3 protein-coding genes and 1 pseudogene are annotated in these 2237 nt (G+C 56.2%); 2 read left to right on the plus strand and 2 right to left on the minus strand.

The genetic code is table 11. The features are described from left to right. Nucleotides 1-262, plus strand: a 262-nt coding sequence (locus tag AB4Z51_RS44710; RefSeq protein ID WP_441499745.1) for a hypothetical protein, incomplete at its 5' end; no start/stop codon positions are given. Nucleotides 263-1170: 908 nt separating this feature from the next. Here the strand turns inward: AB4Z51_RS44710 and AB4Z51_RS44715 are convergent. Continuing rightward, nucleotides 1171-1491, minus strand: a complete 321-nt coding sequence (locus AB4Z51_RS44715; protein ID WP_441499746.1) for a hypothetical protein — start codon at nt 1489-1491, stop codon at nt 1171-1173. After that, nucleotides 1457-1654: a hypothetical protein gene (locus AB4Z51_RS44720; RefSeq protein ID WP_135217336.1), complete on the minus strand. Its 198-nt coding sequence runs from the start codon at nt 1652-1654 to the stop codon at nt 1457-1459. Before AB4Z51_RS44720 ends, AB4Z51_RS44715 begins: the two co-directional genes overlap by 35 nt. Nucleotides 1655-1953: 299 nt before the next feature. Here AB4Z51_RS44720 and AB4Z51_RS44725 point away from each other — a divergent pair. Beyond that, nucleotides 1954-2237: pseudogene (locus AB4Z51_RS44725) on the plus strand (IS110 family transposase); the annotation flags it as partial.

The raw sequence follows: 2237 nt of genomic DNA on the forward strand, positions 1-2237 counted from the left end.
AATTGATTGGGCGATTGCTTCCGCGGATATCATCGTGGCCAGCGGCCGGGTGCCGCGTTCAAAGGCCGGACATATGACCGCACCGTCATCCCTTGTTCAACCAGAGAAAGATCTTGCAGCCCGGGCCGTTCCACATATGAGTCAGAGCCCAAAATTGACCCCCACACGAGATGAGCAATCCGGTGATAGTTCAAGGAATTGGGCCGTGTTGGGCGGGGTCAACCTTCGGCGCCGATCGGGGGTCAAACCGTACGCCGAATAACACATTGGCAAGCTGGAGCCGCGCTGTCACCGATCTTCCGACCCACGGGATAGGCCAGAAGCGATTCAAAAATGATCCAAACCTGACAAGGTTCCTCGACCTGTTTTAGCTGCTCGTTAAGTGAGCAGGTGCAGGCTTGGTTTCGGGACGGCCGTGGGGACATACGCAGCCATGTGCTTCGGGTTGAGGGCCCGCCAGCTCTGCCAGCCCCGGCGGGCCTTCCCTCACCTTGTTAACTTTCGATTCACATTTGTAGATGCCGGAACCGAGGCTGTGTAATAGTCAATTTAAGCCGGGGCTGGCGTATATTTCACTTAGATCTTTTTACCCGGTTCTTTTTGACCTTGCGCGGGCCGCAGCGAGAACATCGCTGCGGCCTTCGTCATTTGGGTTCGCCAGCGTGAACCGGCGGGCCGATAGCAACATATCATTGGGTCATTGGGGGGCTCTGATGCTTGCGGACCCCAGGGGTGAGCAAGCTGCGCCACATTTAGGTCCACGATATCCGGAAACATCAGAACATTGCTCGATCGAGGAATTTGCATGGCCCGCACTTCAGCAACCAAAAGTTCTGCGAGTTGGACTTCAGAGGACGAAACCAAGATCTTGCGGATGCGCGAGAGTGGAGCGTCGTTCAGCACAATTGCGAAAGCACTGGGCCGCAGCCAGGCGTCGGTGGAGTCCCGCTACACGATCATAAAGAAACGCGACAAAGTGGCGTGCGGGGGCGCGGCCTAGGGACGGCAGCATGGCCGGTCTCGCGTTTTAAATTCGTAAGCTACCCGATGCTTAACTGCTCCGTCACCTGGAACAATCGAACGAGAGAAGGACAAACTTTTTCTGACCGACGCGGAGATGATCCGACGCCTCGGCGTTCCAGAGAAGCTGCTGCGCCACTGTTACCGGCGCTAGAACTCCAAAATCGCGCTTTTTCGGGAATCGGCGCTATTGGCCGGCCGTGAAGGCTTGGCTGGACAAACACCACGGGCTGCCGCCGCCAGCAGCTTTTGGGATTTGAGCGGAAATTCTCTACTCATCCAGAGTATTGCCGGTTTTGACCCGTTGCAGACGTTCCCACATTCGTCATGCAGAATCCCTGAGGGAGCAAACCAATCGATAGAATGAGTCGCTTGCGAGCCGCGCTCCACCTGCTTAAGTGCGAGTGACTCGGAGTACGCGATTGTGAACTGTAATTTAACCGCTTCTGCAATCATCAGTTTGGCGCTCATCTTCAATACCAATTGCGCAGCCGCATTCGAATATAAGTACGTTGGCGATCGCAGTGCCGGCTACGACAAGAAGATCAATGGCGGCAAAGGCTGCTTCATCGGTGATTGCAGTAATCGCCGAGAGCGGCTCAATGGTGAGCGGCCTGCTGTAAGTTGCTCTCACCGCGCTGATTCATGCCGAATGAAGAACAGCGCCAATTCCAACATGGCTTCACGATGTGAGGCCGCCCGCTTAGCCTGCCTCAAAACCGGTACTTTTGTTACGCTCTCCGGCGAAAGGAAAACCGGTACCTTAAGAGAATGATCAAGCGATTTGGACCTGCCGGTCGTTCCCTGAGCCCTCTGCACAATCCTGGGGGAAGTGAACGTCGGCTTATGATGCTGTGGACGGCTCCTCCACGGGCACGAGAGTGCCAAGGAGTTGGCGTCGCTTGAAGCTCCCACGATTCGGAGGAGCAGCCTATGCAGTCAATTTCAACGATTGGTCTGGATATCGCGAAGTCGGTCTTTCAAGTGCATGGCGTCGATGCGGCCGGCCAGGTGGTCATACGCCGTCAGCTCAAGCGCCGTTTCGTGCTGTCCTTCTTTGAGAAGTTGCCGCCGTGCCTGGTGGGAATCGAGGCTTGCGCGTCATCCCATTATTGGTCCCGCGAGCTGCGGACGTTGGGGCATACGGTGCAATTGATGCCTCCGGCCTATGTGAAGCCCTACGTCAAGCGGCAGAAGAACGACAGCACCGACGCGGA

Source organism: Bradyrhizobium sp. 2TAF36, assembly GCF_052114925.1.
Classification (GTDB): Bacteria; Pseudomonadota; Alphaproteobacteria; order Rhizobiales; family Xanthobacteraceae; genus Bradyrhizobium; species Bradyrhizobium barranii.